Raw genomic sequence first — 4,101 nt, forward strand, 5'->3', positions numbered from 1 at the left:
CCGACTTCGCCGCCCGCGCCCGCGCCCGCCACCCCGGGGTGCGCTGCGGCTTCTTCCCCGGCGATGCGCCGGAAGGGCCCTTCGCGCTGGTGACCCTGTTCGACGTGCTCGAGCATATCGAGCGGCCTTTGGATTTCCTGGCCGCGATCCGGGACACCCTGCGCCCCGGCGGCATCCTGGCGCTGCAGGTGCCGAATTTCGACAGCCCGCTGGTGCAGGTGGAGGGCGCCGGCTCCACCGTCGTGACGCCCGGGCATTGGAGCTATTTCGATCCCGCCTCGCTGACCCGGCTGCTGCAGCGCGCCGGCTTCCAGACGATGGCGCTGCAAAGCTATATCTCCGAGCTCGACCGGCTGCTGGCCTATCCGCCGGAAGCCGTGCGCGCGGCCCTCGGGCCCTGGGCGCCGGAGGATCTTTCGACGCTGCGCCCCGCCGATCTCTTCTGGCGGCAGCTGGGCTTCAAGCTGTTCGGGCTGTTCCGGCGCCCGGAGTAACATCCGGAATGACGCTGACCAGTGCTGCCTCGAAGGCGCGCGCCGGCGCCGCATGGTCCAGCAGGAAGGTTTCGGCATAGCGCGCGACCGCCGCGCCCACCGCCCGCCGCAGCGCCGGGTCCCGCCCGAGCTGCACCGCCCGCGCGACATAATCCTCGACGGACCGCAGCGGCGGCAGCAGGTCGGCGCCGGAGGCATCCCGCAGCAGCGCATCCCGGGCCGCGCGCTCCTCGGCCGGCACCGCGTCGCCGAAACGCTGCCGGTGCAGCGCATTGTCCAGCACCCCGGCCAGCGGCGCCCCAGGCTCCTGCGCCCAGAAGACCGGCGCCACCCCGCTAACCATCGCCTGCATCGCCGTCAGCCCGCCGCCCAGCGGAAAGCTGTCCAGATACAGGTCCAGCACCCCGGCGAAGACCCCGGTATCCACCCAGCCGACGAAGTCCGCCGCGACACCGGCAGCGTTCAGCCGGTCGCGGAACGCGGGAAGATCCCGCCGCCCGGTATACAGATACCGCGCGCCCGGCAGCTGCCGCAGGATGGCGATGATGGCATCCTGGAACAGCGGACCGGCAATCTTCTCCTCCCGCGCCAGCGAGCCCAGCAGCAGCCCCCCGCCAAAGCGCGCGCGCAGCGCCGCCCTTTGCTCGGCGGCATCGGCCGGGATCTGCGGGTCGATGCTGCCCGGCAGGTTGCGCCAGGCAATGCCCTCGACCAGCACCGCCTCGCCCTGGCCGGAGAAGCCGCCCAGCCGCAGATCGGCATCCGGCGCTGCGGCCGCATGGAACTTCAGCGACCACCACACCTGCACCGGCGCCAGCCTGCGGCCGAAGGCATAGGCCAGCCCGATCGGCGAGCACAGCCACACCACCCCGGCCACCCGCGCCTGCCGCAGACGCATCGCCAGCACGTCGATCATATCGGCCAGCGGCGCATCCACCGGAAACTGATGTGCCACCACAGTGACGCCCGCGGCACGCAGCCGGGCGAACACCGCCTCGTCCCGTCCCTGCAGGAAATGCACGCTGTAGGAAAAGCGCGACGGCAACCGGGCGCAGGCCTCCAGCATGGTCAGCATCGCCTGCACATGCGCCAGGCTGTTCGCCTGATGCGCCACGACCGCCACGGCCGGCCGGCCCGCAACGGCGACAGGCGGCAGCGGCGCCAGCGCCTGCGCCCGCCCGCAGGCGGCCAGCGCCGGCGCCCAGCGCCCGATCCAGCGCGCATGATGCGCCCCGCTTTCCTCCCGCCGCAGCCAGTGCAGGCTGAGCTGCGCCTCCAGATCCACCGCCAGCGCCCGCTGCCCCGCCGCCGCCGCGTCCAGCAGCGCCGGCAGCGCCACCTCCTCGACCACCGCCTGGTGGAACGCCATCGGCCGCAGCGCGCCAAAGCCCAGCAGATGCAGCAGCCCCCGCGCCCGGCCGATCGCCCGCGCCTCGTCCGGCTCCGCCATCGACGGGCAGCAGGCGGCCAGGAAGCCCGGCGCCTCCTTCGGCCCCAGCAGCCCCGCGCGCCACAGCGTGTCATGCAGCGCCTGCAGCTGCCGCGCCCTCCGCATCGGCGACAGCGCCACGCCGAACAGCCAGCGCAGCGCTGCGGCGCGCCCCTCCACCAAGCTCAGCCCGGCCGCCGCGGCGACCAGCCCCTGATCGTCCGCCGCCATGCCCTGCAGATGCCCGACCACCTGCGCCCAGCCGGCATGCGCCAGCCGCCCCTCCCAGGCCCGGGCAATGGCCGCCAGCGGCTCCATCTCCACCACCGGACGCGCGCCGGCAAAAACCGCCGCCATCAGCGCATCGCCGCGGGCACGGTCGTCAGCCAGGCCGCCGAAGCGATCCGGCAGGTCCTGCCAGGTCATCAGGGAAGCAAGGCCGGGGGAATGAATTCCCCCAGACCCCCTTCTTTTTTCTGCTCCTCGGCCGCCGACAGCACGACGCCATGCACGTCGACCAAACCAGGGCAGTATGGGTCCAGCGCCAAGGCTTCGAGCCGTTTCAGGAATTCAGCGGGCGGCAGATGCGCGATCGCCGCGAAAGACGGCGCGGCATACCGCCACCACCGCACGCGCAGCATCTCGGCGATCAGCGCCTCGGAAAAGCGATACCGCAGCACCCGCGCCGGCACCCCCGCCACGATGGCATACGGAGGAACATCCCGCGTCACCACCGCCCCCGCCCCCACGACACAGCCGGTGCCCAGCGTGATCCCTCGTGCCAGGATCACATCCTGCCCGATCCACACATCGTCGCCGATCACCGGATGCGGCTTCTGCGCGAAAGGCGTCAGCACCGGCGCCGCGCCGCCCAAGGCACGACGAGCAGCCAGCGCCGGCGCAAAGCCCGGCAGATAGGTCATGGTATGCGTCGAAAACCGGTCGAGCGGATGGTCCCCGTCCATCACCCGCAGCCCCGCCGCGATCGAGCAGTACCGCCCGACCGGCGACGCTGACCACACCCGCGAATTGGAGTAGGTGCCGAAGCCGAAGGCCCCGATCCATTCGCTGGCGTAGTAACCGACGAAAGGTTCGCTGGACGGCGCGATCGGCGCCCCGATCACCGTCCCGTCCGGCGGAAACACGCCTTCCTCGCGATGAAAGAAGATCCCCGCCTCGGCCAGCCGTTGGAACACCAGCCGATTGGCGCGGAAGCGGAAATGCGTCGCGTTCCGCTCCAGGATCATGACCGCAGCAGCGCCGACAACTGGGAAAAGCCCGCCTCGCTGCTGCTGCGCTCGTCGACGCCCTGGGCCAGCAGCGCGTCCAGCGCCGGATGCAGCCGGATCGCCGCATCGACCTCGGCGTCGCTGCCGGCCCGATAGGCGCCAAGGCGGATCATCTCCGCCATGTCGGCATAGCTGCCGATCAGCCGGCGGGCTGCCACCAGCAGCGCATTCTCCTCGTCGGAATGGCAGCGCGGCAGGGCGCGGCTCACCGAGCGCAGCACGTCGATCGCGGGCCACCGCCCGCGCTCGCCGATCCGCCGGTCCAGCACGATATGCCCGTCCAGGATGCCGCGCACGGCATCGGCGATCGGCTCGTCATGGTCGTCGCCATCGACCAGGACGGTGAAGATCGCGGTGATGTCGCCCTCCCCCTCCGCGCCGGGCCCGGCGCGCTCCAGCAGCGCCGGCAGCTCGGTGAAGACCGAGGGCGTGTAGGACCGCGCCGTCGCCGGCTCCCCCGCCGCCAGCCCGATCTCTCTCTGCGCATGCGCCAGGCGGGTGACCGAATCCAAAAGCAGAAAGACCTGCTTGCCTTCGGCGCGGAAATGCTCGGCGACGGCCAGCGTCGCCTGGGCGGCGCGGCGCCGCGCCAGCGCCGGCTGGTCGGAGGTCGAGACCACCACCACCGAGCGCGCCCGCCCCGCCTCCCCCAGCGTCTGGTCGAGGAATTCCCGCACCTCGCGGCCGCGCTCGCCGACCAGGCCCACGACGATGACATCGGCCTCGACGAAGCGCGCCAGCATCCCGATCAGCGTCGACTTGCCGACGCCGGAGGCGGCGAAGATGCCGAGCCGCTGCCCGCGGCAGACGGGGACAAAAATGTCGAGCGCCCGCAGCCCGGTCTCCATCCGCCGGCCGATCAGCTTGCGCCGCAGCGCATCCGGCGGCG

At 72.2% G+C, this 4,101-nt stretch carries 4 protein-coding genes; 1 reads left to right on the forward strand and 3 read right to left on the reverse strand.

From position 1 onward, the window contains the following. Positions 1 to 494 (forward strand): class I SAM-dependent methyltransferase (locus BKE38_RS18280; RefSeq protein WP_131829639.1); only part of this gene is annotated, 494 nt, incomplete at its 5' end. Here the strand turns inward: BKE38_RS18280 and BKE38_RS30865 are convergent. From BKE38_RS30865 to BKE38_RS18295, 3 genes are all read right to left on the reverse strand, one after another. After that, positions 460 to 2,349: a hypothetical protein gene (locus BKE38_RS30865; RefSeq protein ID WP_076958705.1), complete on the reverse strand. Its 1,890-nt coding sequence runs from the start codon at positions 2,347 to 2,349 to the stop codon at positions 460 to 462. The genes BKE38_RS18280 and BKE38_RS30865 overlap by 35 nt on opposite strands. After that, positions 2,349 to 3,170: a CatB-related O-acetyltransferase gene (locus BKE38_RS33655; protein WP_076958706.1), complete on the reverse strand. Its 822-nt coding sequence runs from the start codon at positions 3,168 to 3,170 to the stop codon at positions 2,349 to 2,351. Before BKE38_RS33655 ends, BKE38_RS30865 begins: the two co-directional genes overlap by 1 nt. Beyond that, positions 3,167 to 4,101, reverse strand: a 935-nt coding sequence (locus BKE38_RS18295) for a FliI/YscN family ATPase (protein WP_076958707.1), incomplete at its 5' end; no start/stop codon positions are given. The genes BKE38_RS18295 and BKE38_RS33655, both read right to left, overlap by 4 nt.

This window comes from Teichococcus deserti (assembly GCF_001982615.1).
GTDB lineage: Bacteria > Pseudomonadota > Alphaproteobacteria > Acetobacterales > Acetobacteraceae > Pseudoroseomonas > Pseudoroseomonas deserti.

What these genes read in the sequence shown, in the direction of transcription:
- BKE38_RS33655 (WP_076958706.1), bottom strand. Translation starts at nt 3,170, where the DNA reads ATGATCCTGGAGCGGAACGCGACGCATTTCCGCTTCCGCGCCAATCGG.
- BKE38_RS30865 (WP_076958705.1), bottom strand. Translation starts at nt 2,349, where the DNA reads ATGACCTGGCAGGACCTGCCGGATCGCTTCGGCGGCCTGGCTGACGAC.